The organism is Sulfurospirillum sp. 1612, assembly GCF_036556685.1.
Taxonomy (GTDB): Bacteria; Campylobacterota; Campylobacteria; order Campylobacterales; family Sulfurospirillaceae; genus JAADIZ01.
Genome location: NZ_CP140614.1, coordinates 1,689,344 through 1,715,448, shown reverse-complemented (window position 1 = coordinate 1,715,448; position 26,105 = coordinate 1,689,344). Strand labels below are relative to the sequence as shown.

Genomic DNA, 26,105 nt, shown 5'->3' with positions numbered 1-26,105 from the left:
TTCCCTTTATTTCTTTGTTGCTGCGTCTAATTTCTCTTGAAATAAACTGATCTCCGTTGAAAGTTCTTCCAATTGTTTTTGGTTCAAATTTCCAAGCAAGCCATACATAACATAGTTTTTTCTTGCTCCCGATTTGAAATCCATCAATGCTTTGAGGATATAATCATGAGATCTCCCAATAAGTTTTGACCCAATAATACCCTCACCCACGGTACCATGACAAGAAGAACAGTTTTTCTTGTAGAGTGGGCTGACATTGATTGCTGCCATATTACCCGCTTTGTCTTTGAGTGCTTTTAACTTTTTGTCCATCTCACTCTCTTCTTTTTTATTGGACTGCGCACTTGTCTCTTGCTTGATCTCTTGTTTGATTTCATTTTTGTTACTTAATTTGACCTCTATCTTACTCTTCTCAATCAAAGTAGCGATATTCTTCATCTTTTGTACCTCTACATCTGAATTAAACATGTAGATAAAAGCGGCTAATGTTAAGAGTGTCGCTGCTGCTGCAATGATATGTTTTGTCATCTTTTTTTCCTCATTTCTCTAATTTCTTTGTTGAAGTTTGCAATTTCTCCTGCGATATCCTCAAGCTCTTTGTTATCAATTTGCTTGACTAGTTCTTCCATCAGGACATTTTTGCTTTTACCGGTTTTAAAATCGATAATTTTTTGGTAAATAAATTGCTTATCTTTATCCAATAGTGAAGGTCCGATGATACCATTGGCATAATCATCATGACACGGTGAACATTTGATAATGTAATTTTTGCTGAGTTGTTTAATCATCATCGTGATTTGCACGTGCTCATATGGAGATTTGACATGCAAGTATGCATCAATGGTGGTTTTTGATTTTGAACTTTCGCTATTATATTTGTCGATCTTTTTAGCTTCGTCTGATTTGCCCTCTTTATTGTAAGAGTAATAAAACTGCCCGCTGTTCTCTTTTGAAACCTCTTTAGTATCATCTTTCTTGACGACATCCTGAGTTACTTTGATACTTGAGGCAGTCACCTCTTGTTTTGATTCTTGATCTTTTTTATCTTTATCTCCACAACCATTGAAAAGCAATGCGGCAGCACATAAAGATACGAATAGTGATTTTGTATTCATCATTGTTGACCTTTCTTATAGACACTCAGATAGTCTTCTCGAGGAATGACTTTTAGGACATTGGTCGGGCAGAGTTCAATACATGCACCACAACCCACACAAGCTTCTCGAATCTCTGGCAATAATCCTCCATCTTTTTTGACCATTCCAATCGCGTCTTCAGGCGTTGGGTAAGGACATAAAGAGGCACAAATAGTACACGGTTGGTCTCTAAATTTGTCGAGGTCTTCTAAGACTTTCTTTTGTAATTTTACTTTTTCCTTATCATCACCTCGTAGCACAACTTTTTTATTGTGTTGCTCTTCTGCTGTGAGTACTTTAGTGTGCTCATAGATTCTATCAACCGCACTATTAGGTACGGGTTTATTGGTGAGTGCGAGGCAGGCATTCATATCTGCTACTACGGCGATACCCATCTGCACGTATTTGATATTGTCGTGCTCATGATCGAGTGCTCCAGTAGGGCAGGCGAGCATACATGGAAATGCCTCACACAGATAACAGCCACGTTTTCTTGGGTCAATAAAAGCCATCCCGACACTCGCACCTCCATCAATATCCTCTAGCTCAATTGAGTCGTAAGGACATACTTGGAGGCATTGGCCGCATTTGATACACAATTTCAAAAAGTCTTCTTCTTTGACTGCTCCCGGAGGCCTTAAGATTGGAGAACTGGCCTTTAATTCAGGAGCAAAGTATATACCGGCACCACAGGCAAGCCCTAATATACCAAGGCCTGTCATTTGCTTGATGAAATCTCTTCTTTTTTTGTCATCTTGTTTCAAAATTTATCTCCTATCTTGGTCTTTGGGTGTTTATCTACCGCTAATATAACCGGCTCAGATATTGGCGCTAATTTTGCGAGAAAGTTGATAATGGTTATGATTGGAGAACCATAAAAAAACTTCACGCTTGGATTAAAGAGCCACATTTTATCAGCATAATACTTCTCTACATGTGGCGTATCACCAATACCATCATGATTTTTATCAAATCCTTGATAATCATCCCAGTAGTTTCCATCCCAAGTATTCTTTTCCACTTTTGTATTATAAGAATCATTGATGACATTCTCAATGTTTCCTTTAATCACATTGTTTTTGAAAATATTAGAAATACTCAACGAGTGAAAATGTACGGCTTCACTATTATAAAGCAATTTGTTGTTTTCAATATAATTGAAAGTGTCCGGTTGAAACGGGGAACGATCTGCATAAATACCCCGTGCACAATAGATTATCGTATTGTTTTTAATTGTGAAATTTGAAGCATCTTTGAGACCGATACCAAGACCGGTAGTCCCCAATGAATTTTCCACAACATTACCCGTGGCAATGGTGTCTTGGGAGTACATAAAAAAGATCCCGACACTGTTGTGTTTGTAGACATTGTCCTCGACCATATTTTTACCCGTATACATAAAATGTAAAGAATATCTACAATATTCCCCTAAATTTTTTTTGATGAGATTGCCATTGCTATACCAGACGACAAAATCTCTAGATTTGTAGACATGATTGTGATCTAAAACATTATCATTGCTATACCAAAGTCGAATCGCATCACCTCTAAGACCTAAACTAAAAGGTTTGGATGTGATGTAATTGTATGAAATCGTACAATGGCTTGCTTCTTGTAAATCGATACCAAAAAGGACATCAAGAAGTTTACAATGCAAAATTTTGACATGTTTGAGCTTTTTCAAAGCCACACCCGCATCGACGCGCTCATGTTGGGCGCCACTGTGTCGAATGGTCAAATTTTTCAAGGTAACATAGGAGCTATTGATTCTCACAACCGTACCATTGCCATCACCTTCAATAATCGCTTTTTGATCTTTGCCATCGATAATCAAAGGTTTATTGATGACAATATTCCCTTTGTAAACACCCGCTGGCAACTCTAGTAACGAACCAGGTTTTGCCTTATCGATAGCCTCTTGTAAGATATTGGCAGCGAACAATGGTAAAACAGTGAGACACAGTATCCATAACCTTTTCATGATATTACTTTTGATCCGCCTCTAGTTTCAGGGCTTTTCTTTTTGAGACAATTGCTAAAAGACTCAATATACTGATGATGACTAAGAGCCAAAAACCTGTCGTTGGATAGGAGTGTGTCGTAAATTGTGCGACCTTACCATCTCCAAAAACTGTTGGCATAAAAGGTTTGATCTTAAAGGCACCCCATTCGTGCATGTGGTGTCCAAACCAATAAAGCCAGTAGGAATAAAACCCGATAAAAATCAATGGTAATGCAACTGGAATGAGCATCAATAGGCTTAAGAATTTTGATCGATAAAGCATAAATAAAACCATAACTAACGCAACAAATGTGAGCGCATAAGGTGCTAACATACGTAGATATGGGGCGCCTCGATCCATAGGATCCATACCGATAAAATGGTTGATAGTTTCCATTTCAAAAACATCGCCGCTAAAACCATCAAAATGATAATACACTGGAATACCATCAGGAAAAGATTCTTTTGGATAATTGGGTGCTTCGAGTGCCACATACCAGATCGGTGTGGTAACGACGCCGATTTCCATATCTTCATCCAAGAGTTTCTTTAAATCATGAGCAATATCTTTGGGTATTGTGGGACTAATGTATTGGCCTTTTCTGTAGTAGTTCCAAACATTTGTATTGAGTGCGGATATCTTGTCGATTTTATCTTCTTTTTGTAAATCTACTATATTGTGAGTCAATACAGCAGGAATAACAAAAAAGTACAATAAAAGCACAAGAGCTGCAAAAGAAAAAATCCTTGATTTCGTGAGTGAATTCTTCATGTTTCTGCCTTACGTTTAATTTTTTGTCTTAATTATGTTTATTTTAAAATAACCATAATTAAGACAATGGTGATGCCGACATCTTTGTGATGCCGACATCTTTATGATGTTTTGATTAAAACAAGTTTGCGTTTTTATCAATCCATTTTAGATATTCTATCATATCATCGACTTGTGCTTCTGTCATACCTTGGTTTGGCATTCTAAGGTTGAAGTAATTTGTCATAGATTTAATGTAATCGTTGTCATACATTTTTTCAGGATGTAAAATCCACTCTTTGACCCATTTTTCACCATTTTCATGTCTTCCAAGTACCCCGACTAAATCCGGTCCAGAGCTTACTTTACCGATAACATGACAACCATTACAACCACCTTCTAGGTACGCTGCATGACCTCGTTGTGCTGCTGCACTCATTGGTGTTGCAATTTTCTTAACCAATAAATCTTTGGCTCTGATTCCAACATCGGCTGTTTTTACCATATATTGCCAAATCATATTTTCAAACAAAATCGCTTTGTTGATATTGCCTGCTTTGACTGCTTCATCAGAGAGTTTCTTTTGTTCTGCAATTTTACTGTATTGATCAAGCGCATCGGTTACGAGATTTTTTACCGTTGGGTATTTCTCATAATGATTGTCTTTCAAAAATTTCACAACACTTTGGATAACAGAATCAGTCGCACTATTTGTGGCAACCGTTTTGTCATATTCTGCTTTGAGTTGAGCAGGACTCATTTTTGCCATTTTTAGTTTTTGAACGGATACATATTTTTTGCTTGGGTCTTTAACTAAAAGATAACCCATCATTTCCAAGTGAAGTGCAGAACAGAATTCTGTACAATAATATGGAAATACCCCTTCGCGATCGGCTTTGAATGTTAAGGCTACGGTTTTACCAGGTTCTAGTGATGCATGAACATTGTATTGATCTACCGTAAATCCATGTGTCTCATCTTCGGCACGCTCTAGGTTTGTGAGATAAAATGTAACAGTATCGCCAAGATTGACATTGACATGTTCTGGATTGATGTGTGATCGTACCATCGTGCCATATACGTAAACATGGTTACCTTTTCTTACGATTTTTTCTTGACCAGCTAGTGTTTTACCTTTGTGGATTTTTCCAGTAAATGGATTGATACCCATTTTATATCGCATATCTGTATGCAATTTTGATGCACGAATGGCGACTGCTTGGTGTGGTTCACCTAGAGGAATTGGCATATCATAAAGGAGTTGCATTTTTTTACCGCTCACATCAATCAACTGGTGATTTTGTGGATGCAATGGTCCGATTTCATTAAATCTATCAATCGCCAATTTATTGAGTGCGATGATATATTCACCTTGTGGGTCTTCACTTTTGCCTTCCATACCGCAAAGGTGACCGATGTTGTAGCTTACATTTTGTCTGTCAACAACTTTACAAGTGAGATAGTCCCATCTAACAACTTGTGAATCAACATACAATGATGTATAGATTTCACCTTGTTTTTTCCAGTTTTTACCAAATTGATTATGCAATGGTCCAAGGCCTAGTTCTGCTTGACAATGGGCAGCTTTTTTCATATCAATAATAGGAATACCATAAGGGTCTTTACCGACAAAGTCTTTACTATCGATTGCTTTTTTGATTTTTGCCCAGCTATATACGGTTGCATGAGTATCAAGTTTTCCACAAACCACAATGTATTTACCATCAGGAGAAACATCGACACCATGTGGTGATTTTGGCTCAGGAACTAAGAACAATGCATTGTTTTTAATAGCAACATCCATAGGAATGACTTTAGCGCCATTGACGATTTTTACATTTTTTGGGTCTTCAGCAAGTTTTGCTAATTTTTTCCAGTTATAAACATGCAAGTAGTCGGTATCATTACGAGAACAGCCTGCTTCAAATGGAGGCAGACCTTTTTCGATACCACCGGTGTACATTTCTGAGTTAAAGCTATTGGTAAAACCCCAACCATCACTCGCTTCTTTACCGGCATCACTTAAATCTTGCATATAAGGTGGTAATTCTAAAGTGAATGATTTTTTAGTATCGATTTTACCTTTTTTAGGGTCAAATTTCCAAATGGTAACGCCCCCTCGGTATGATTCTGCATAATCATCCATAGAGTGCCATTCATTATCAAATGGAGCAGCATATTGGCATGCTTCTAAGATATACTCACTATTTGGGGTGAAAAAAGCGCCACCGTGGTCACTTTTTAGTACCGGGTTGACGACGATTTGTTTGGTAACAAAGTCTTCTAAATCAATAACAGCGATTCTTGGATTGGCTTTATCATTGACGACAAGCCATTTACCATCATAAACACCATTGGTTTCTGAAAGTGCCGGGTGATGGGTATCTCCCCATGTGATTTTTTTGCCTCGGATATTTCCTTCAGCCAAAATCTTTTTGGTATCATCATCATATCCCCATCCTTGCCAAGGTTCTGGCGTGAATACTCCGATATATTTTAGGAGTCTCATTGAAGGAACACCATAAACTAACATTTGCCCAGATTGCCCACCTGAACTAAAAATCACATACTTGTCTCTGCCGCCGCTTGGAGTATAGGTCTTAGCCGCTGCGAGGAGATCTTGTTGTGACAACCCTCTTTCTTTCATTACCTTATCTAACTCAGTCGCACCACTGGCAAACGTTGCCATCATTGCTACGGTAGCTAGAACAGATGATGTCTTTGTGATTATGCTTTTCATTGCACATCCTCCTTAAAAAATTTACAATCAAACTTATCAACATTGTGTAACGAAAACTATAACAAGATAATTTTCGCAAAGCCTTGATTTGTATCAAGAGAGACAAATCTTATGTCATTTAACACTAAATTAACACTTTTAAGAATTTTACAGCATCTAGAGTCTCTTTTTGGTCTCCGTTTACTTTTTATTTAAAAAGAGACCAAAAAGAGACCTTTGGGAGGGAAATACAGAAGGAGTTTACTAAGTAAAATGATTTTATTCTATCATGTAGCCGAGTTTACCTATGGTTTTGATATGATCGGTTCCTAGCTTTTTTCGGAGTTTAAATACAAGATTTTTCAAAGCACTAGGGGGTGCTTCTTCGTAGATGTAGAGTTTATCTTCAATGTTACGTTTTGTGACGAGGTTGCCACGATGCGATAAAAGAAGTTCAAAAAATTCAATTTCTTTGTGGGTGAGGGGAATACTCTCATCATGATGGGTAAAAATCTTATTCTTATAATCATAAGAGCTCCTCTCATCTAGCATGATGATGGTTTGTGATTTTTTCATCAAAATCGTGGCGCACTCTTCCAAAAGTCGTGTTAAGTCACTTCCTTTGATAGGTTTGATGACATATTCGACGAGTGAGAGCTTGATGGACTCAAGTAAAAAGTCTTGGTCGGCAAATGCACTCGTGACAATGATGGGAATATCACTATTTTCAGATCGAATTTTTTTGATTAATTCAAGTCCGTTGAGCAGGGGCATTTTAATGTCGGTGATGAGGATATCGGGATGGTATTTTTTGTAAAATTCATAGGCTTGGTATCCATCTTTGGCTTCATAGACGGTATCGACATAAAGCAGTAAAACTTTTTTGAAACTCTCTCGGACATTTTTGTCATCTTCTGCAAGAAGAATGGAACTTTGTCGTAGTAGTATTTCATAGGATTCTTTCATGATCACCTCTCTTTGGGGGAAATATTATAGATTATAACATAAATAATGGTATAATCTTCACCTTTTAATCGTCAACTTTTAAAGGCATTATCTATGTTTAAAACGAGCAGCTTCACCAAACGATACGTTTTGGCGCTGAGTATCACTGCCACCTTGTCAACCTTAGCCTACTTTAACTTAGACAAATTAATCAGTATTCAATCAGATAATTCTCGTCTGATTAGTATTAGCAGTCGACAAAAAATTTTGGCGCAGCAGATAGCATTTCACGCCATCTATTATAAAATCAAAAATCTGAAAAAAAATCTTATTTTGATGGAATCATCACACAATCTTTTGATTTCCTCCCCAATGACAAAAGCATTGGAACATGCATATTTTAGTAAACCTATGATGTTGGACCAGAAAGTAAAAACGTATCTAAAAAATGCAAAAAGTTTTGAAGAACATCGCGATGGAAAGAGTCTGACCTATTTATTGAAGCATTCCAATTCACTTCTTTTAGATTTGGATAAAGCCGTCTCTTTGTATTTGGAACAATCAAGAGCAGATACAAAAAAGTTAAAAGAGTTTGAATTTTATATTTTTATCTTGACTTTAACGACACTGTTTTTTGAAGCGATACTTATCTTCAGACCGGCCAATAAAAATATCAATAAAAAAACACAAGAATTAACAGAAGAAAAAGATTATTCTAATGCCGTTATTGAATCAAGCACCAATGCCATCATCACGCTTGATAAAAACTTGAGAATTCATACTTATAACAAAATGGCGGAGCAGATTTTTGGATATACAAAAGCACAGATGTTGCATCAATCCTCGTTCGGAAAGATTGTGCCCCAGCAATATGAGCGTTTGTCACAAATGGGTGTTGAAAATTTTATCAAGACGTTGAAGCTTGACACCACAGCTGAAGTATTAGAGGTAGAAGGGGTGAATAATCGTAATCAAATGTTTCCGATTCGGATATCATTTGGTACCAGTGGAGAAAATGAAACGGTTGCTATTGTGGCTAATATTCAAGATATTTCCAAAGAAAAACTCAAAGATAAGCTCCTGCAACATCAAGCAAAATTTGCAGCTCTTGGTGAAATGATTGCCGTGATTGCTCACCAGTGGCGGCAACCTTTGGCTGAGCTAAATTTCAACTGCATGTATGTCAGAAATAAACTCAAAGACCCAGAATTGATTGCCGAAGCACAAAAAAATGAAGACATCATACAATTTATGTCAGAAACCATTACGAATTTTGAAGATTTTTATAAAAATACTAAAAATACCGTCTTTAATCCCATTGTCTCTATCAATCAAGCACTGAATATTCTCGATTCTGTATTAAAATTGAATCAAATCAAACTCATCAAGCACGTGGATTCTAAGATTTCTATCTATGGGAATTCCAATACCTTAGCACAAGTTGTTTTGTCAATTTTACAAAATGCGGTGGATATTTTCAAAGCGAAAAAAATCGCAAATCCCGAAATCATCATCTCATTAAAAGATGTAAAAAAACATATCATGTTGAGTATTCAAGACAATGCTGGTGGTATTGAAGTCTCACCGGTGGATGACATTTTTAAGCCCTTTAACAGTAAAAAGATTATCAAATCTACTGGTATTGGGCTTTATATGGCTCGTATGGTGATTGAGAGCAAATTCAACGGTTCCATTAAAGCGGGCAATGTGAAATCGGGTGCGATTTTTGTGATTTTACTCCCCCATTAGCGGTTATCAAGATCATAAACTTCAGATTCTTTAATCTGGTCAAAAGTCAAAATACGAGTACCTTTGTGGTCTTTTTTGAAGTTTTCAGCCTCGTCTTGCGTTGAAAAAGGGATTAATTCATGTCCCATTGGTCCATAAATATCACTGCCTTCGACAAAATATGCACTTCTTGCATCGATTCCTTTTTGAGAGTAGTAATCCGTCACAAGCATTTTGGTGATATTATCATGAGTCACAAAGTCATATTTTCCCCATTTTGAAGGATTAAAATAAAATTTCATCATATCCTTAACACCATCAAAAGAGTAGTGATGCTCATGATCTTTGTGTTTGAAGAAAATTTGAGCGGCCCATCTTGGATATTTATATGTAAACATACCGCAAACTGGGCATTTTTCATCTTCATTGACTTTGACACGCTCTTCATTTTCTCCTAAATCTCCGGCTCTTTTGACATTCCAAAGATATAAAGCAAGTGCTTGCAAATAGCGCTCGTTTAATGTTCCGCACAAGTGTTGATCTACAATTTCCTTTTTCAAATCATTAATCTCAATATAATCCGTAGGGTCTATCTCCTGACACTTTTTTTTGTAAATTCGCTCTCCCATCTTATAGGTTTTTTTCTTATAGATTTTCTTCATGTAGGCGATAGATTTTTTGAGGTTTTGTGTGACTTTTTTGAGAGCTTCTTCAAAGGAAACAACGTCGCCACCATAGGTTTTGCGATAAGAATCAGCATCGGCTTTTTTTGCAAAAGCAATCGCACTGATGGTACCAAATGTGGGTTTGATTTGAGAATTTATTAAGAAAAAGGCGCTATTGGCATTGATATATTTTTGGCTGATAACATCAAGTGCTTGGATACTTTTGGTATCGATACCATACTCTTGCATGTCGATGGCAAGAGCACTTAAAGCACTGTATTGTCGTGCTCTTGCATTGGTTTGCAAGCGAGCAATCAGAGAAGTTTTATAGTTCTCTTTAATACTCTGTCCTGTGATAGGACACCACGGATTGTGTGCCTCTTGTACTAAAACTGGAGTGTGGGTGGCGACTTTTGAAAACTGCGCAAAAACATGAGTCGCACATAAAAGTATGGCAAGTATTAAAACCTTTTTCATGATGTTTCCTTTTTTATTCTTATAAAAAATATTATGGAATTCTATCTTTTATTTGTTAAATTTATGTTAATTAACACAAATTTAACAAACTTGTCTTATAATTCACAAAATCTAAAAAAGGAGTTAAAGATGAGAAAAATTTTATTATCTTTGATGAGTGTGGCTTTGGTTTTGGTCGTGGGAGCCAATGCAAAAGATAAGAAAGTAGCGAAAGACTTTAGAGCCGTTTCGCCAGCTACTGCGCAGATTGAACAAAGTGGTAAAGCCAAGATGTTTTGTCCGGTGTGTGGTATGACATTGCCGTCATTTTATCGTACTAATCATACCGCAGTGGTCAATGGAAAAGTACATCAGTATTGTTCTATTCACTGTATGATAGAAGAAGCGATGTTAAAAGGAACAAAAGTAGTGAAACCACGTGCTGTGGATAATAGTACGATGAAATTCATCGATGCCAACAAAGCATTTTATGTTGTCGGTTCTAAAAAACCAAGTACCATGTCTATGGTAAGTAAGTATGCCTTTGGGACAGAAAAAGCGGCGTTGGATTTTTCTAAAAAATTTGGCGGTAAGATTATGTCTTATGCACAAGTTTCAAAAATTGTCAGGAAAAATCTTAAAAAAGAAATTATGGGCATCAAGAAAAAACAAGCCAAAATGGCCATGATGGGCAAAAAAATATACAACAAAATGTGTAAAAAAACAGATATAAGATTTGCAACACCAGCATTAGCCAAAGTGTATATTCAAGAGAATAACCTTTGCGGCAAAATCAAAGGGAAACCATTTCAAGCGGTTGCATTATATCTAGCCGGTAAAGGCGAAAATTAAAGCGACAATCAACTTATAGTACCTCCTTAAAATAGTCGCTGAGTTTTGAGATAGTTTCGATTTTCATCGTTGCGGTGTTGCTGGTTCCATACCCCCAATCCGCAAAGATAAAGGGAACATTTGAATGCTTGGCGGCCCACTCATCTTTAATACTATCTCCTATCAAAATTGATGCATCTTTATGGGTGTTGCTTTGATCTAAAATCAAATGCACCATATCCGGTTCGGGCTTTTTATTGGGAACATTATTGGCACCGATGACCAAATCAAAAAAATCGAGCATATGACAATCTTCTAGCATATGATTGGCAAAAAAATCTGACGCATTTGTCGCAATACTCATAAAAATATCATGATCTTTGAGATAGTGTAGTAATTCAAAAACTCCCTCATAAGGTTTGACATAACGGGTAGAATTTTGCATGTATATATCTTTAAAAAGTGCTCTGTATTCAGGAGTGTACTCTTTGAGTCCATAAAATGTCATCGGTAAATCAATATCCGGCTGATTGATGTGAAATTCGAGAAATTCTTGCGAGATAGGTTTCAAACCTAAAGTGTCACGTATTTGATTGACCGTTTGTGTCATAGCAAAACTGGAATCAAGCAACGTTCCATCCATATCAAAGATGACAGATTTTATCATAGGGCATTCCTCGTGTTAGCCTTGATTTTACCACAATCAAGGGCATATGATTATAAAAACATATTTTACTATAATGAAGATAACAAAAGGGCTATAATTCAAAATAAGTTTACCAGATGTTAATATTTTATTTAAATTTTGCTACTACAATTTTACCATCAAACAAGGAGAAAAGGCCGTGAACAACAAGATAGAAGAGATCAAACAAGAGATTGGCAAAATCATTGTCGGTCAAGAAGAACTCGTCGATTCACTATTAATAGGTCTGATTAGTGGCGGACATATTTTAGTAGAGGGCGTTCCGGGATTGGCAAAGACAACAGCAATCAATGCCCTTTCAAAATCGTTGGGATTGGATTTTAAAAGGATACAATTTACTCCAGATTTACTGCCTAGTGATGTGGTAGGAACTGAGGTTTACAACCAAAAAGATGCGAGTTTTGTCATCAGAAAAGGTCCAATATTTACCAATCTACTTTTAGCTGATGAGATCAACAGAGCGCCAGCAAAAGTACAATCAGCACTTTTAGAAGTGATGCAAGAAAAACAGATTACGATTTCTGATACTACTTTTAAACTTGATGAGCCATTTTTGGTTATGGCTACAGAAAACCCTGTGGAACAAGAGGGGACGTATCGACTCCCTGAAGCGCAACTCGACCGATTTATGCTCAAAGTGATGGTGGGATACAATAGCATTGAAGAAGAATTTGAAATCGTCAAACGTGTCGCTAGTAATGGTTTTGAAGCCGTACATCAAGTGGCTTCTGTCCAGGATATTTTAGCCTTGCGAGAAACATTGCAACACGTTCATGTTGATGATGAATTACAACAATATATGCTCAAAATCATCTTTGCCACAAGAGAGCCGGAACATTACGGTTTAGAATCACTCAAGGATATGATAGAATTTGGTGCGAGTCCACGAGCATCTATCGATATATACCGAGCTTCTCGAGCGATGGCTTTACTAAGAGGGAAAGACTTTGTCACACCACTAGATGTCGCCAAAGTAGTACATGGCATTTTGAGACATCGTATTATACTCAGCTATCAGGCCGAAGCATCGAATATGGATACCGATGCGGTTATTCAAAAGATTATGAACACCATCAAAGCGCCTTAAAAAGAGCGTATGATGGAAAAAAAATTCAAGCAGATACTCTTAAAAGCCAAAAAAAAGGTCTTTACCGGGAATCTTGGCAATAATATTAGCACCTTCAAAGGGACGGGGTTAGATTTTTCTGAAATCAAAGATTATGTTATCGGTGATGATGTTAGAAGTATCAACTGGAAATCTTCCGCCAAAGGCGTAGGGCTGAAGGTCAATGTTTTTAACGAAGAAAGAGAGCTCAACATTGTGACGGTTTTCATGATCAATGGCTCAATTAATTTCGGTACCAAACGCGTCAAACAAGAGGTGATGGCTGAAGTCTTGGGGATGCTTTCTTATACAGCCCTAAGAAATGGCGATAATTTGACGACGCTATTTTTTGATTCAGCGCTTGAGAGACTATTTAAACCGACTAAAAATTTGGGACTGGTAGATGAGGTGCTTGAACATGCATTGACACTAGACCCTGTGACAAAAAAAATTGATATGACGCAATTATGTCATTTTATAAATATCAGCTTAAAGAGAAAATCATTAATCTTTTTAATCGGAGATTTTTATGAAGATATTGATTTATCATCTATTGCTCACAAAAATGAAGTCTATGCCTTGATGGTTCGAGATCGTTTTGAAGAGGATCCTCACTTAGGAGGTGACTTTTCATTGGTTGATCCAGTCACATTGGAAGAGGATAACTTAAATTTAGATAAAAGCAATATTGCTGAGTATAAAAGATTGATTCAAGCACATGATGAAACCCTTCATGAGCATTTTTTGATGCACCGTATTAAATATGGCAAAATTTATACAGATGATGATGTTTTTATCAAGATGTCTCAAATACTAAAGGCTTAATATGACAGAAAAACTACGAGATATCAAGGGAATTGTAGCTATTACGGATTATTCTCTTTACTATTTGATTGCACTTTGTGTTGTGATTTTGATATTAATAGGGTTAGCGATATATTGGTATTTGCAACCGAGAAGAAGAAAAAAACCCACAGCCAAAGCATTAGCTTTAAAAAAACTTAAAAACATAAATTTTGAAAATCAAAAAGAAGTAGCCTATCTATTTTGTTTAAATAGTATCTATTTTGTGAATGAAAAAAATGAAGCCAAGTACAATGAATTAGTAAAAAAACTAGAACGTTTTAAATACAAAAAAGAGGTGCCGATGCTCGATGATGCACTAAAAAAAGAGATCCAAGATTTTATTGGGAGGTTACATTAGATGTTGAATCAAGTCATATTTGAGTATCCTCTTGCTTTTGTGATTATTTTGGTTTTTATTGTATGTCAAATTTTTTGCAAACAAAAAAATGATGCGCTCTTTTTCCCTACAATCAAGTTTATGAAAAAAGCCGCCAAGAAAACTCTTTTTCTAGAAAATATTCTCAAATTTTTAATTGTATTGTTATTAAGCACCGCATTAGCATCACCGATTAAACAAGATGAAATCAGTATCCAAAATGATAAAGGATATGAGATATCATTGATATTAGATGCGAGTGGCTCGATGGCGGAAAACAACAAGTTTGGCATTGTCAAACAGATTGTCGGAAACTTTTTAGACAAAAGGGTTCATGATAAGATTGGATTGAGTATTTTTGGTGATTTTGCCTATGTAGCGGTGCCTTTGACTTATGATAAAGAGAGTATCAAAAGATTACTGTCACGATTAAATGTCGGCGTTGCCGGGAGTCAGGCCACCGCATTGTATGAAGCACTCTTTTTGAGTTCGAATCTTTTTAAACATTCTCATGCCAAGAAAAAAATAGCAATCCTACTCACTGATGGGATGAATAATGTCAATACAATTCCCCTCTCTGTAGCCATTAAAACCGTACAAAAATATGGCATCAAAGTCTATACTGTAGGGATTGGAAATCCCGGTGATTATGACCCAAATATTTTGCATGAGATTGCACAAAAGAGTGGCGGAAAGTTTTTTGAAGCCAACAGCGTGAATAAACTACAAGCCATATATGACACTATTAATCGCTTGGAAAAAAGCCAAATTAAAGCTAATAAATACATGAAAAAACGTTACTTATTTGCCTATCCTTTGGCTGGGGCATTGGGCTTGATGTTGGTACTATTACTCATGAGAAATAAGGAATCACTATGATAGAATTCGAACATTTGAATTATTTATGGGGTGCTTTGTTGCTCTTGCCTTTGTTTTATTTTTTAAAACGCAATAAAAATGCTTTGGAGATGATTTTTTCCGCAGAAGTACTACAAAAAATCCGTGTCAAAAATCGAGGCTTGAGCAAAAAAATGCGAAATATCATGATGATACTGTCGTTGTTTTTTATGATTGTAGCACTCACAAGACCCTATATCAATAATGGCGAAGTCAAGGTCAAATCGAGTTTTATTAATCTCGTCGTTGGATTTGATATCTCAAATTCAATGTTTGCCAATGATATCTATCCAAACCGCCTTGCTTTTGCAAAACAGAAGTTCGATGCGCTATTAAAAAATCTAAAAAATGCAAAAGTAGGGGTACTCGCATTTAGTTCACGTGCTTTTTTGGTCGCTCCTTTGAGTGAAGATTATAATTCCTTAGAATTTTTGGTAAAAAATATGGGGATGGACAATATCAGCCTTCGTGGGACAGATATCCTAAGCGCGCTTGAGGCGGCACAAAATTTGTATGGCAATGAAGAGAAAAAAGCCTTTTTGATTTTCACAGATGGTGGTGATAAAAAGAGATTTGATAAAGAGATCGCGTATGCCAAAGCCCATCATATTGTTGTCTTTATTTATAATATTGGAACAGAAAAAGGAGGCGTTATCAAGACGCCACAAGGCGTTCTCAAAGACAAAAATGGCAATATTGTCGTCGTGAAAATCAACAAAAATATTGAATCTCTAGCACTTCAAACCGGAGGGGCGTATTTGCGTGATTCGCTCTCTTCTCATGATATGACGACACTGAGTGATGCCATCAAATCTCAATTTAAGGCAATTGGCACCAAAGAGACAGAGATAGTGGATAAAAAAGAGTTGTTTTATTACCCTTTGGGTGTGGCTATTTTATTGTTTTTCTTGAGTATTTTTTCGATTAATCGGAGGCGAAGATGAGGGGTGTTTTATTACTATTAGGTACGATGGCCTTGTTGCATGCGGGAATTTTTGATTTTTTAGATGTCAATAAGGCGCATACAAGTTATGAAAACAAAGATTATAAAGCTGCGATTCAAAGCTATAAAAAGCTAGAAAATAAAGCAGGGGGAAGATATGATTTGGCAAACAGTTACTATAAGAGTAAGCAGTACAAAAAAGCACTTGAATCGTATGAAAAAATTACAGATAAAAAGCTTGAATTCAAAAAATTGCACAATTTAGGTAATACGTATGCACATCTTGGCAAGATTGATGATGCCATCAAAAGCTATGAAGCAGCACTCAAAATCAAAAAAGATAAAGATACCCAATACAATCTGGATTTGCTGAAAAAACAGAAAAAAGAGCAACAAAAAAAACAAAATAAAAACCAAAAGAACAAGAAAAACGACAAGAAGCAAAACAGTAAAAATCAGCAAAATAAACAGAATAAAAATGATCAGAAAAATCAGCAAAATCAAAAGAATCAACAAAATAAGCAAAATAAAAACAATCAAAACAAAAATGACCAAAGGAAAAAAGACCAACAGAACAAAAGCCAAGAGCAACACAATAAAAATCAGAAAAAAACTCAGAATAAAGATGCGAAAAAAAGTACACCTGAGTCTAAAAAACAGCGCAAAAAACAAGCGCAAGGCAGTATAAAAAAAGCTCCTCCAATCAGTGATATGGAAGAGCGAAAATATCAAAAAATGTTAAATAACAGAGGCGTTAATACTCTTATGCTTCCATTAAAATCAAAAGGAGATTTGCATCATGAAACAAATCCTTGGTAAAATATTTGTAATATTTTTATTGGCATTGCCACTGTTTGCCGGGGTGAAGGCCACCGTCGATAAAAGTGCTGTTTATGCAGGAGATAATCTAAACTATACTATTAGTATCGATGGAAAAAATCCAAAATTTCCAGACATCAGAGATATTGGTGGCAATACTATCCTTGGTGTCTCATCATCACAACGCGTGAATATCATCAACGGTGATTATAAGAGTGTCATCTCTAAGTCTTATACGATTGCACCAACGAAAAGTTTCACGATTCCTTCGTTCAAAGTACAAAGTGATGGAAAGACTTTTGAAACCAATCCGATACAAGTCAATGTCGTAAAGCCGAGCGCTTCAAAGCCCGGGGATGCTTATTCGGTGCACATTGTGGCTGATCACACAAAAGTATATGTGGGACAACCGGTGAGATTGGATGTCAAAATTCAATACAAATTAAATGCCAATATCGATAAAATTTCGGTGAGTGAACCAAAAGCTGAGGATTTTTGGGTGAAAAAAGATGCGAATCCAACACAAAGTATGAATGGTGATCGCATCACTCAAACCTATCATTATCTCTTATTCCCGCAAAAAAGTGGAACTTTTACGATAGACCCAGTTGTCGCAAATATCGGCAAGGTAGCTCGCTCCAATGGAAGTCGAGGAAGCTTTTTTAATGATCCGTTTTTTAATGCCTTTAACTCTCAAATTCAATGGAGAAAGATTTTTTCCAATCAACTCAGCATCAATGTCAAGCCCCTTCCAAATAACTTAGAAGTCTATGGGGCCTTTCATATCAAAGCCAGCGTGGATAAAACGACAACAGTGGCCAATAAGCCTGTGAATATGACTATCAAGATTACAGGAGTTGGCAATATTGATGATATCAAAAAATTTGCTATCAATTTGCCAAATGTCGTGGAATATTCAGATGAACCCTCTTTGAAATCGAGTTTTAAAGCAGGAGAGTACGGTGGAGTATTCACTCAAAAAATCGCGCTTATAGCGGATAAAGATTTTGTGATACCTGCACTAAAATTTAGTTATTTTGATAAAGACAAAAAGTTAGCTGTGACCAAGACGACCCGACCGATTTCTATCACGGTCAAAGGGGGCAGCACGATTACGACACCACCACCAAAAATCCATAAAGCATCAGGGGCAGAAGTCGCAACAACGAACACTTCAAAAGTGAACCCCGCACCCGTTATGAACACAGAAAATTATATGCTGAAATATTGGTATTTTGTGGCAGGACTTTTGATTGGAATCGGAGGTACGCTCTTGGTGCTTCGCTTGAAACGTCATGATTCAAACCAACAAGAAACCCCTCTTATTAAAAAAATCAAAAAAGCTAAGGGGGATAAAGAACTCTTTGATGTGCTCTTAGGCGTGGATAAAGCAGATGTCTATATCAATCAAATTGTAGAAAAACTTGAAGAAAATCTTTATGGTGGTGGTGAACATAAAATCTCCAAAAAAGAGATTATCGAACACTTTTTGAATCTTGACTGATACCAAATCACGCGCATCGCATACGAACGATGCGCGTGAGCTTAAATTTTAGATTCTTGATATCGTATCGCTTTAAGAGTAGACCCCTTGAAAAATTTTGCAAGCATTAACCATGAAATCCACATCTTCTCTTTCTTAATATTGTGCCAACTCTTTTTCGTAACGTTTTTTGTGCAATACCGCATAAAGTGTTGGTACATACAAGAGATTTAAGAAGGTTCCCCAACCCAATCCAAAGCCTAATGATACGGCTAGTGGTTGGAAGATGACCGCTTGACCTGTTGGAAAGAAAATCAAAGTCGATAGACCCAAAAGCGTTGTAATGGAGGTCAAAAATATTGGTCTTAAGCGTTTTGAAGATTCGACAAAAAACTCATCCAATGTTTTGGTTTTGCGCAAGTATGTCAACATTAAAATACCGTCATTGATGACCACACCCGCAAGACCAAGGGCGCCGATGATGGAAGGCATACTAAGATTAAGGCCCATAATCTGATGCCCGATAATGACGCCTAAAAATGAGAATGGAATCACTGAAGCAATGATAAATGTATCTTTAAAGGAGTTAAAAAGATACAAGAGACTGAGCAAAATCAATAAAATAGCTACAAAGGTAGCGCTGAGCATATCGGTTTTGAGTTCAGCACTTTTTTCTTGTTCCCCCAATAATCGTAGATGAATTCCTTTTTCTTGCAGTGTGTTCAAGACTGGTTTGATTTTCTCAATGGCTTCAGATGCGGTGAGAATCTTCGGATCGACATTGGCATAAACATAAAAGGTTGTTTCACCAAAATTCTTATTGACTTTTTCAAACGATTTAACAATATTAAAATCCACGATTTGGTGCAACATCACTTTTCTACCATCTCCCAGCGGAATAAGCATATCTTTTAATGCTTGGAGATTATTTTTGTCAATACTTTGAGTTTTGATTTCTAATAAATCCGTAGAATCAAGTGCGGTGCTGATTTTGCGTTCTAGAAAAAAGTCAGACAGTATGGACCCTAGTGATTTCTCACTGAGCCCTAGCTCTTCGCCATAAGAGTTGAGCTTCAATTTTATCTCATCGATACCACTTTTTGCATCATCGGAGATAGATTTGATACCTTTTAATTTTTTCAAGGCCTCTTTGATCTGCGTGATGGCATATCGTGTCTCTTTGACTTTATTGGAGATGATACCGATTTTAATATCTGATTTTACTGGACCAGCACGTCTTTCTGCTACAAATAATTCATCGAGTTTTAATTTCTTTTTGAATCCTTCTTTTTTCAAAAATTGACGTATTTCTTTGGCAATTTCTTGTGATGATTGGGTACGTATTCGTCCACTTTTATCATAATAAAGACTCAAATATGGGGTGACAAATTTGTTCACGAAATCCGTTGGTTTGATTTTGTAGAGTTCTAAATTAATATTGGCAACATAAGGGTAGGTTTCTCCGCCTCCTTCTGCGTTGGTACGATGTCCTGCGACGGTTGTGATGGATTCTATATCAAATTTTTTCTTGTTTTGATTTAAAATTCGTGCGATTGCATTGACTTTTTTATAGGTCTCCTCAATAGGGGTATTGATGTCTGCTTTCATAGAGATTGTCATCAAAGTAGAGTCAAATTTCGGAAACATTTGAAATCGTGCCTGTTTGATACCCAATACTGTCAAAACGGGTACGATAATCAAAAATAAAAAGAGGAATGTTTTGCGGAACGTCATCAATTTGTGAATAATATAATTATAGAGTTTGTTTAGTTTGTCCCATGAGAGTACTTTGGATTTGGCATTGAGTATGTGTGATGCATGAAGGGGTAAGAAAATAAAAGATTCAACCAATGAGGCGACCAATAAAGCAGACACAGCAATGGGAATCAATTTCATAAATTCTCCCATGGTACCAGAGAGCATCAACACCGGGATGAATGAAAACAGTGTCGTCACCGATGCCATGATAACGGGCTTAGCCACATCAGAGGCTCCCGTGAGCGCTGCCTCATACGTGGAATAACCTTTTTCAACGTACTGCTGAATACTTTCAGCCACAACAATCGCATCATCCACTAAAATCCCAAGGGCGAGTAATACCCCAATGAGTGAGATCATATTGATAGTGTAACCAAAGAAATGAAAATAGACAACCGCCATAATAATAGAGGTTGGAATACCAAGTCCCACGATAAAAGCCATCTTACTATTGATCAAGATAGCCAGTAAGAGGGTGACAAGAATCATACTAAAGAGGATATTTGATACTACGATATTGAGACGATCTCGGATAATTTTACTGCCATCTCGCGTGATTTGAAAGCTTATCTCTTTATTTTTGGCTCGTATCGGTTTGAGCATGGCTTCGATATTCTTTGTTGCATTGAGCGCATTTCCGCCATCAATCTGTGTGATTGCGAGATTGAAAGAGGGGCGGGTGTCGATGGTCGCAAGAGTCGTGGCATCTTCATAACGCTTTTCTACCGTCGCGACATCGCTGAGATAGATTGTTTTATTACCTACTTTAATAATCGATTTTTCCATCTCTTTTGCATTTTTGGCACCATTATAAGTTGAGATATAAAAATGCTGCCCCGTTCCTTCGATTTTTCCTATCGGATAGATATAGGAGATATTTGAGAGGGCGGTGAAAAATGTTGTTTTATTGATTCCTAATGCATCCAGCTTTTTTTCGTTCACTTTAACATCATAATACATATCAGAATCCCCATAAATCGTCACATCAGAGATATCTTTGACATTGAGAATTTTGGTTCTTAAATCTTTGACAAATTTTTTAAGTTGGGCGCGTGGAATTTTATCTGAAGAGACTGCAAGCGTGAGCAGACTGCGTGATGTGTTAAGGACAACCACTTTGGGGTCATTCATATCACTTGGAAAATTTTGACTAATATCGCTGATGGCATCTTTGATTTGATTGGCGATATTGTATTTGTCATATCCCTTTAAAAGATCAAGTGTGATAGAAAAAGAGCCCGGGACAATGACAGAATTCATGTCATCAATACCTTCGATACCTTTGATAGCATCTTCAATATCTTTGACAGCGATTTTATCTAAAATATTGATGGAGGTTCCACTGTAGCTGCCTCTCACCATAATCTTATCAAGATCAAAAGTTGGAAATATTTCTTTTGGGATTTTGGTGTAAGAATAGACACCCAGTGCCAAAATAAGTACAAAGAAAGTGTAATTCATCCGAGAATTGTCTAGGAAGAATTTTATGATTTTTTTCATTCATATACCTTGAAAAAGTAAGATGTATGATTTTATCAAATATTTGTTAATGTGTTGATAAAGGGGCTCAGAAATCCTACAAAAGAATTTCTGAGATGTTATAGGGATTATCGATGAGTTCTTCTGTGAAATCTATCATGAGACACAGATGCGACTCTTTTATATTGATGGGTTGGTCTTGTTTTATAGTAGACAACGCGCTGTGTTGTGTGGTTTTTTGCAAGGTTAGAACCCACGACAGTACCGATGATAGCACCACCAACAGTGGCGACAGTATTGCCGCTGCCTCCTCCGATTTGATTTCCGATAATACCACCGACAACACCACCTAAAACGGCACCAACGGCACGATTATTTTGATGATTTTGTGTGACATAACGAACACGGTTTACTTCTTGGGTTCGGTTCATGTGCTGTCTGTTTTGCTTGACATAGATTGTTTTGGTGACAACCGTCGTCCTTTGTGTGTTATATCCTGCTTTTTTGTTTTGATGATTCCATGAATCTGCTTGTGCCATTCCAAATGTCAGACAGATGATTAAAAGTACCTTTTTCATTTTCGACTCCTTATATTTGATTTATGAAATGATATGATTTAAACGTGAATTGATTGTGAAGCGCTATATTTGGAGAAAAATATTTCAAGCATACCCCTGCTTGAGTCTTTCTACTCTATAACAGGGGTGAATTTATTGTGAGGGTGTATGTTTTTTTAATTTTTTAGTAAGAGACGTTGATGTGAACTCTGATGGTTTTTAATGGAGAATTGCTAAATTTAACAATAGTTTGGTTTTTATATTTTGCAATATTTCGATAACCGATAAATTTATTGGATGTCGATTCTTTATATCGCGTGACACATCGTCTTTGATTTTGATAGGAAGTGGTTTGTACGTTTTGATTGTTAGACAAGTTTTTACCCACCAATGTTCCGATAATCGCACCTCCGACTGTGGCTGCTGTTTTGCCACTGCCACCACCGACTTGATGACCTAAAATACCACCGGCAACCCCACCGATCAAAGCACCAACATTATCATTGCTACCACCACTATTGGTTGTCACGGGTACTTGTTCATCCCAACACTCTTGATAGGGGGTTCTAACCGTAACAGTTCGATATTCTGGGGTACTTTTGATGACGCGAACATGTTGTTCGTATGAGAACGATTCTGCAAACAAAGATGTTACAGAGGCGACCACCAAAGTGAAAAATAAGATTTTTTTCATAATATTCCTCCTAAAAATTATTTCTTCTAGCTCATTCTACTATGTTTTTCTTAACAAATTGTATTTTTAAATGTCACCAAGAGCGGATTATGGTCTGAAATTTTTCTACTATTCAAAACTTGTGCCATCATCACATCAAAGCCTCGATAGAAAACATGATCGAGTGGATGCTTGAAAAATTTCTTTCTAAAATGATTATCTTGGGGAAGAATTTCTTTGAGTGATAACTCCTGAATCATCATCTTTAAAAATTGCATCCTTTTTTTGTTCCAAGTGTTAAAATCTCCGGCTATTATCATCGGACCCTGATGGGTGTAAATGGCCTCTTTGATCTGATTCATTTCATCAAAGAAATCACGATTTTTGACAAAATTCACCGCATGGATATTGGCAATTAGAAGTTGATGGGAGTCATCAAGAGTGTGGCGAGTAATCAGAGCACTTTTGTGCGTAAGATAATGCAACTCACGTTTTTTGCTAAGGAGTGTTAGCATGGTGTTGCAGTCAATTTTAAAGGCACTCAACACACCAAAAATATTTTTTTTAGTTTGCATATTGGGGGCTAAAATATAAGAAAAACCTCCCATTTGCAACTCTTTGGTGACACTTTTTTTGAATTCTTGAAAGAGCAAAATATCGACATTTTTTTCTTTGATAATGCTATCTAAGTAGGTTGTAAACGTCTCCTTATTGGTGAGTTTTGCGACATTCCAGCAGAGCATCACCAAATTATCTTTGGGTGGATTCTGGTGTGTTTTGATACACTGGATTTGGGTATTTGGCTTGAACATTATAACTGGGGCGCGACGATACGCATCGCATTTTCTAAGATTTTCATGATTGATGATATCTCCTTGGTGTCACGTGATGAATCGCTCAATAATGTGCGCATCCATGTTTTTATCTCTTCAATAATATCTTTTGAGTAGATAAACGTCGCGATTTCATAATTAAGAAAAAGGCTACGATTATCCAAATTTACACTCCCTAGCATCACGCTATCATCATCAAATAAAATAGCTTTGGCATGGAGCATAACGCCATGATGTAAGGCCACTTCGATGCCCGATTCCTCCAATTCATGTATATAAGAATTTCGCGCGAGGTCTGCAAGGACGTGATTGGACTGTTTTGGCGTGATGAGTTTGACATCGATGCCTTTGTGCTGCGCGATGATGAGTGCTTGTAAAATCGAAGCATCCGGTACAAAATAAGGCGTGACAATCCAAATTCGTGTTGTCGCGCTGTAAATCGCACTAAGCAATGCTTCATACAAAACATCATGTTCCATATCTGGACCGGAGGGGACGACTTGCAGTGCGGTGTGCCCTTTGCCTTTTGTATCGGGTGGTTGAAATACTAGTTGCTCTTTTGTTGCATAATACCAATCAGAGGTAAAAATCTCAAAATAACGTGCCACAGATTGCCCCTCGACCATAAAAAGCATATCTTCCCAGCGTGAGACATTGGCATCATAGCCAATATACTCACTTGCCAGATTGATGCCGCCGCTGATGACTTTGTGATTGTCAAAAAGGTAGATTTTACGATGATTTCTCAGATTAATGTAGTTGCGAAAGGGCATCTGAAAAATGGGCATAAAAAATCGAATCTCAATACCCGCACGTTGGAGTTTTTTGCGTCGATAAGGCGAAAAATAGAGTTGCCAAGACCCTAGCGTATCAGCTAGAATTTTGATGCTTACTCCCGCATTGGCTTTTTGAATCAAAGCATCAAAGATTCTTTTTGTGACATAATCGTATTTTAGGACATAAGTTGAGAAGTAGATGGACGTTTGTGCTTGATGGATTTGTTCGATGAGCCATTCATAGGATTTTTGAGCATCGCTGCTGAGACGAAAGTGTTCGTGCATACTGACATCTGCGATACTGTAGCTTTTCAAAATATCACAGATGGGGTTGATATGGTGTTGCTGATACGTTTGTTCTTTGAGCGATATGGGTCTTTTGAGGTATTGGCTTTTTCGTTTTCTAAAACCAAAGATAAAATAGAGTACTACCGCCACATAAGGCAATAAAATCATAAATAAAAACCAGGCAATCATACTCACCGGAGATCTTCTCTTGTAAATCATATGTACAAAAGTAAACATAATGATAAATTCACCTAAAACGATGAGACTGTGGTATAAAATGATGTGCGTGAGGTCAAAATTCAAATATTCCCCCAAAGTTTTTTTATATTTTACACTTATTCAAAAGAAAATCTGATAAAATTACAAAAAATATTGAGGGATGAGCTTTTGAAACATCTGATAAATACACAAGATTTTACGCTCCAAGAGGTGGATACCCTTTTTGTTAGGGCCGCTGAGTTTTTAGATAATAAGCAACGCGATATTCTGCAAGGACGCATGATTATTACGATATTTTTCGAAAACTCGACACGGACAAGAAGTAGTTTTGAAATTGCGGCCAAGCGATTGGGTGCGAGTGTGGTGAGTCTGGATGTCTCACACAGCTCTTCAAGCAAGGGTGAAACCCTCTTTGATACGGCTGCAAATCTAGATGCTATGGGTCCAGATGCGATTGTCGTGCGACATAAAAGTGCAGGGGTGCCTCATATCTTATCCAAGCATGTCAATTGTCCCATTATTAATGGTGGGGATGGATCGCATGCGCATCCAACACAAGCCCTGCTAGATTTTTTTACAATACGACAACATTTTCATGATGATATTGCGGGCAAGCGAATTGCTATCGTGGGAGATATCAAAAATTCACGCGTTGCTAATAGTAATATTGAGCTCTTAAGTCGCGCCGGATTAGAAGTGATTTTAGTCGCGCCACCTCATTTTTTGCCCAAGACAAACTTGCGTGTTTCTCATAAGATTGCTGATGTGATTGATGATGTGGATATTATCATGAGCCTCAGAACACAAACCGAACGCCATACGAACCAAATTTATGCATCATTGAAAGATTATGCCGAGGATTTTTGTATTACCAAAGAGTTATTAGGAACCCGTGATATTTTACTATTGCATCCCGGACCGGTTCATAGGAATGTGGATATTGATGATATCATGATGAAAGATCCAAGATGCAAAGTCTTAGAACAAGTCAAAAATGGAGTGGCTGTGAGAATGGCCGTATTAGAGAGTCTCATCACCAAATAATCAGAGTGCATGAGGGGAATTTGTGAAAATTGGCTATAATAAAAAATTGAGTACATCCCAAAAAAGAAGA

General features: G+C 37.0%; 24 protein-coding genes. 10 read left to right on the top strand and 14 right to left on the bottom strand.

The genetic code is table 11. The annotated features are described in order from the left end of the window. Positions 1–6 precede the first annotated feature (6 nt). From SFB89_RS08510 to SFB89_RS08480, 7 genes are all read right to left on the bottom strand, one after another. Entirely contained in the window at positions 7–528 is a 522-nt protein-coding gene (locus SFB89_RS08510; protein ID WP_331774261.1) for a c-type cytochrome, read from the bottom strand. After that, entirely contained in the window at positions 525–1,118 is a 594-nt protein-coding gene (locus SFB89_RS08505) for a c-type cytochrome (RefSeq protein ID WP_331774260.1), read from the bottom strand. Before SFB89_RS08505 ends, SFB89_RS08510 begins: the two co-directional genes overlap by 4 nt. Next, on the bottom strand, positions 1,115–1,900 hold the full coding sequence (locus tag SFB89_RS08500; RefSeq protein ID WP_331774259.1) for a 4Fe-4S dicluster domain-containing protein: 786 nt from the start codon (positions 1,898–1,900) through the stop codon (positions 1,115–1,117). Before SFB89_RS08500 ends, SFB89_RS08505 begins: the two co-directional genes overlap by 4 nt. Next, positions 1,897–3,117, bottom strand: coding sequence for a nitrous oxide reductase family maturation protein NosD (locus SFB89_RS08495; RefSeq protein ID WP_331774258.1), 1,221 nt, complete (start codon positions 3,115–3,117; stop codon positions 1,897–1,899). Before SFB89_RS08495 ends, SFB89_RS08500 begins: the two co-directional genes overlap by 4 nt. Before the next feature lie 4 nt (positions 3,118–3,121). Then, positions 3,122–3,910, bottom strand: coding sequence for a cytochrome C (locus SFB89_RS08490; RefSeq protein ID WP_331774257.1), 789 nt, complete (start codon positions 3,908–3,910; stop codon positions 3,122–3,124). A gap of 115 nt (positions 3,911–4,025) precedes the next feature. Then, positions 4,026–6,581, bottom strand: a complete 2,556-nt coding sequence (nosZ, locus tag SFB89_RS08485) for a Sec-dependent nitrous-oxide reductase (protein ID WP_331776074.1) — start codon at positions 6,579–6,581, stop codon at positions 4,026–4,028. Between the two features lie 306 nt (positions 6,582–6,887). After that, positions 6,888–7,574, bottom strand: a complete 687-nt coding sequence (locus tag SFB89_RS08480) for a response regulator transcription factor (protein ID WP_331774256.1) — start codon at positions 7,572–7,574, stop codon at positions 6,888–6,890. Between the two features lie 93 nt (positions 7,575–7,667). Here SFB89_RS08480 and SFB89_RS08475 point away from each other — a divergent pair, with 93 nt between their 5' ends. Further along, positions 7,668–9,302 (top strand): PAS domain-containing sensor histidine kinase, encoded by a 1,635-nt coding sequence (locus SFB89_RS08475; protein WP_331774255.1) that lies wholly within the window; start codon positions 7,668–7,670, stop codon positions 9,300–9,302. On the opposite strand, the gene SFB89_RS08470 is transcribed toward SFB89_RS08475, so the two are convergent. Beyond that, positions 9,299–10,423, bottom strand: a complete 1,125-nt coding sequence (locus tag SFB89_RS08470) for a nitrous oxide reductase accessory protein NosL (RefSeq protein WP_331774254.1) — start codon at positions 10,421–10,423, stop codon at positions 9,299–9,301. The two genes, SFB89_RS08475 and SFB89_RS08470, sit on opposite strands and share 4 nt — an antisense overlap. Before the next feature lie 129 nt (positions 10,424–10,552). On the opposite strand from SFB89_RS08470, the gene SFB89_RS08465 reads away from it, so the two are divergent. Continuing rightward, the gene (locus tag SFB89_RS08465; RefSeq protein WP_331774253.1) at positions 10,553–11,254 is read left to right on the top strand and encodes a nitrous oxide reductase accessory protein NosL; all 702 of its coding nucleotides are present in this window, start codon (positions 10,553–10,555) and stop codon (positions 11,252–11,254) included. Positions 11,255–11,267: 13 nt separating this feature from the next. Here SFB89_RS08465 and SFB89_RS08460 read toward each other — a convergent pair whose 3' ends face one another. Further along, positions 11,268–11,900, bottom strand: coding sequence for an HAD family hydrolase (locus tag SFB89_RS08460; protein WP_331774252.1), 633 nt, complete (start codon positions 11,898–11,900; stop codon positions 11,268–11,270). 178 nt (positions 11,901–12,078) lie between these two features. Here SFB89_RS08460 and SFB89_RS08455 point away from each other — a divergent pair, with 178 nt between their 5' ends. The 7 genes from SFB89_RS08455 to SFB89_RS08425 are packed head-to-tail and all read left to right on the top strand — an operon-like array spanning position 12,079 to position 18,429. Continuing rightward, positions 12,079–13,026 (top strand): AAA family ATPase, encoded by a 948-nt coding sequence (locus SFB89_RS08455; protein WP_331774251.1) that lies wholly within the window; start codon positions 12,079–12,081, stop codon positions 13,024–13,026. A 12-nt stretch (positions 13,027–13,038) separates the two neighbouring features. Beyond that, positions 13,039–13,869: a DUF58 domain-containing protein gene (locus tag SFB89_RS08450; protein WP_331774250.1), complete on the top strand. Its 831-nt coding sequence runs from the start codon at positions 13,039–13,041 to the stop codon at positions 13,867–13,869. 1 nt (position 13,870) lies between these two features. Beyond that, on the top strand, positions 13,871–14,248 hold the full coding sequence (locus tag SFB89_RS08445; protein ID WP_331774249.1) for a hypothetical protein: 378 nt from the start codon (positions 13,871–13,873) through the stop codon (positions 14,246–14,248). Next, positions 14,249–15,145, top strand: a complete 897-nt coding sequence (locus SFB89_RS08440) for a vWA domain-containing protein (protein ID WP_331774248.1) — start codon at positions 14,249–14,251, stop codon at positions 15,143–15,145. It begins immediately after the preceding gene. Continuing rightward, positions 15,142–16,107 carry a vWA domain-containing protein gene (locus SFB89_RS08435; protein WP_331774247.1) on the top strand — a complete coding sequence of 322 codons (966 nt, stop codon included), beginning with the start codon at positions 15,142–15,144 and terminating at the stop codon, positions 16,105–16,107. The genes SFB89_RS08440 and SFB89_RS08435 overlap by 4 nt, the downstream gene beginning before the upstream one ends. Then, a complete protein-coding gene (locus SFB89_RS08430) occupies positions 16,104–16,925 on the top strand; it encodes a tetratricopeptide repeat protein (protein ID WP_331774246.1) in 822 nt (273 codons plus the stop codon). The genes SFB89_RS08435 and SFB89_RS08430 overlap by 4 nt, the downstream gene beginning before the upstream one ends. Further along, on the top strand, positions 16,906–18,429 hold the full coding sequence (locus tag SFB89_RS08425) for a BatD family protein (protein WP_331774245.1): 1,524 nt from the start codon (positions 16,906–16,908) through the stop codon (positions 18,427–18,429). The genes SFB89_RS08430 and SFB89_RS08425 overlap by 20 nt, the downstream gene beginning before the upstream one ends. A 135-nt stretch (positions 18,430–18,564) precedes the next feature. On the opposite strand, the gene SFB89_RS08420 is transcribed toward SFB89_RS08425, so the two are convergent. The 5 genes from SFB89_RS08420 to SFB89_RS08400 form a co-directional block, all read right to left on the bottom strand. After that, positions 18,565–21,666 carry an efflux RND transporter permease subunit gene (locus SFB89_RS08420; protein WP_331774244.1) on the bottom strand — a complete coding sequence of 1,034 codons (3,102 nt, stop codon included), beginning with the start codon at positions 21,664–21,666 and terminating at the stop codon, positions 18,565–18,567. A 107-nt stretch (positions 21,667–21,773) separates the two neighbouring features. Beyond that, positions 21,774–22,223: a glycine zipper 2TM domain-containing protein gene (locus SFB89_RS08415; protein WP_331774243.1), complete on the bottom strand. Its 450-nt coding sequence runs from the start codon at positions 22,221–22,223 to the stop codon at positions 21,774–21,776. A gap of 163 nt (positions 22,224–22,386) precedes the next feature. After that, complete coding sequence (locus SFB89_RS08410) at positions 22,387–22,896, bottom strand: glycine zipper 2TM domain-containing protein (RefSeq protein WP_331774242.1); 510 nt, start codon at positions 22,894–22,896, stop codon at positions 22,387–22,389. A gap of 50 nt (positions 22,897–22,946) precedes the next feature. Beyond that, complete coding sequence (locus SFB89_RS08405) at positions 22,947–23,687, bottom strand: endonuclease/exonuclease/phosphatase family protein (protein WP_331774241.1); 741 nt, start codon at positions 23,685–23,687, stop codon at positions 22,947–22,949. Beyond that, positions 23,687–25,075, bottom strand: a complete 1,389-nt coding sequence (locus tag SFB89_RS08400) for a phospholipase D-like domain-containing protein (protein ID WP_331774240.1) — start codon at positions 25,073–25,075, stop codon at positions 23,687–23,689. Before SFB89_RS08400 ends, SFB89_RS08405 begins: the two co-directional genes overlap by 1 nt. Positions 25,076–25,159: 84 nt before the next feature. On the opposite strand from SFB89_RS08400, the gene SFB89_RS08395 reads away from it, so the two are divergent. Beyond that, positions 25,160–26,035 carry an aspartate carbamoyltransferase catalytic subunit gene (locus SFB89_RS08395; protein ID WP_331774239.1) on the top strand — a complete coding sequence of 292 codons (876 nt, stop codon included), beginning with the start codon at positions 25,160–25,162 and terminating at the stop codon, positions 26,033–26,035. Positions 26,036–26,105: the final 70 nt, after the last annotated feature.

What these genes read in the sequence shown, in the direction of transcription:
- SFB89_RS08475 (WP_331774255.1), top strand. Translation starts at nt 7,668, where the DNA reads ATGTTTAAAACGAGCAGCTTCACCAAACGATACGTTTTGGCGCTGAGT.
- SFB89_RS08460 (WP_331774252.1), bottom strand. Translation starts at nt 11,900, where the DNA reads ATGATAAAATCTGTCATCTTTGATATGGATGGAACGTTGCTTGATTCC.
- SFB89_RS08505 (WP_331774260.1), bottom strand. Translation starts at nt 1,118, where the DNA reads ATGATGAATACAAAATCACTATTCGTATCTTTATGTGCTGCCGCATTG.
- SFB89_RS08450 (WP_331774250.1), top strand. Translation starts at nt 13,039, where the DNA reads ATGGAAAAAAAATTCAAGCAGATACTCTTAAAAGCCAAAAAAAAGGTC.
- SFB89_RS08410 (WP_331774242.1), bottom strand. Translation starts at nt 22,896, where the DNA reads ATGAAAAAAATCTTATTTTTCACTTTGGTGGTCGCCTCTGTAACATCT.
- SFB89_RS08470 (WP_331774254.1), bottom strand. Translation starts at nt 10,423, where the DNA reads ATGAAAAAGGTTTTAATACTTGCCATACTTTTATGTGCGACTCATGTT.
- SFB89_RS08425 (WP_331774245.1), top strand. Translation starts at nt 16,906, where the DNA reads ATGAAACAAATCCTTGGTAAAATATTTGTAATATTTTTATTGGCATTG.
- SFB89_RS08495 (WP_331774258.1), bottom strand. Translation starts at nt 3,117, where the DNA reads ATGAAAAGGTTATGGATACTGTGTCTCACTGTTTTACCATTGTTCGCT.
- nosZ (WP_331776074.1), bottom strand. Translation starts at nt 6,581, where the DNA reads ATGATGGCAACGTTTGCCAGTGGTGCGACTGAGTTAGATAAGGTAATG.
- SFB89_RS08445 (WP_331774249.1), top strand. Translation starts at nt 13,871, where the DNA reads ATGACAGAAAAACTACGAGATATCAAGGGAATTGTAGCTATTACGGAT.
- SFB89_RS08430 (WP_331774246.1), top strand. Translation starts at nt 16,104, where the DNA reads ATGAGGGGTGTTTTATTACTATTAGGTACGATGGCCTTGTTGCATGCG.
- SFB89_RS08420 (WP_331774244.1), bottom strand. Translation starts at nt 21,666, where the DNA reads ATGAAAAAAATCATAAAATTCTTCCTAGACAATTCTCGGATGAATTAC.
- SFB89_RS08435 (WP_331774247.1), top strand. Translation starts at nt 15,142, where the DNA reads ATGATAGAATTCGAACATTTGAATTATTTATGGGGTGCTTTGTTGCTC.
- SFB89_RS08480 (WP_331774256.1), bottom strand. Translation starts at nt 7,574, where the DNA reads ATGAAAGAATCCTATGAAATACTACTACGACAAAGTTCCATTCTTCTT.
- SFB89_RS08465 (WP_331774253.1), top strand. Translation starts at nt 10,553, where the DNA reads ATGAGAAAAATTTTATTATCTTTGATGAGTGTGGCTTTGGTTTTGGTC.
- SFB89_RS08510 (WP_331774261.1), bottom strand. Translation starts at nt 528, where the DNA reads ATGACAAAACATATCATTGCAGCAGCAGCGACACTCTTAACATTAGCC.
- SFB89_RS08490 (WP_331774257.1), bottom strand. Translation starts at nt 3,910, where the DNA reads ATGAAGAATTCACTCACGAAATCAAGGATTTTTTCTTTTGCAGCTCTT.
- SFB89_RS08415 (WP_331774243.1), bottom strand. Translation starts at nt 22,223, where the DNA reads ATGAAAAAGGTACTTTTAATCATCTGTCTGACATTTGGAATGGCACAA.
- SFB89_RS08440 (WP_331774248.1), top strand. Translation starts at nt 14,249, where the DNA reads ATGTTGAATCAAGTCATATTTGAGTATCCTCTTGCTTTTGTGATTATT.
- SFB89_RS08405 (WP_331774241.1), bottom strand. Translation starts at nt 23,687, where the DNA reads ATGTTCAAGCCAAATACCCAAATCCAGTGTATCAAAACACACCAGAAT.